Source organism: Candidatus Frankia nodulisporulans, from assembly GCF_902806475.1.
GTDB classification, from domain to species: domain Bacteria; phylum Actinomycetota; class Actinomycetes; order Frankiales; family Frankiaceae; genus Frankia; species Frankia umida.
This window is the reverse complement of the sequence record NZ_CADCWS010000605.1, coordinates 1-226: the sequence shown is the minus strand read 5'-3', so window position 1 is coordinate 226 and position 226 is coordinate 1. Positions and strand designations below refer to the sequence as shown.

The window sequence follows — 226 nt, the reverse complement described above, 5'->3', positions numbered from 1 at the left end:
TGAGTTCTGCATAAGCCTCGCGGCTCGAGAAGATCGTAAAAGCCGTGCATCCGCATGAGGACGTCACGATAACGGCTGACTGAAAGGTCATGCCCGGTCAGTTGCAGCACACTTTCCAACCGGGTGTGCGCGGTGGCTGTACGCCTACGCAGAACGAACATCACATCGGCGGTATCAGGAACCGGTTCAGCACCGTCGCCCATACCTGTTCCCCACATCTGACTGC

General features: G+C 57.5%; 1 pseudogene. It reads right to left on the bottom strand.

What is annotated here, in order from left to right:
* A pseudogene (locus G6R24_RS23160) lies at positions 1–203 on the bottom strand (biliverdin-producing heme oxygenase); the annotation flags it as partial.
* Positions 204–226: the final 23 nt, after the last annotated feature.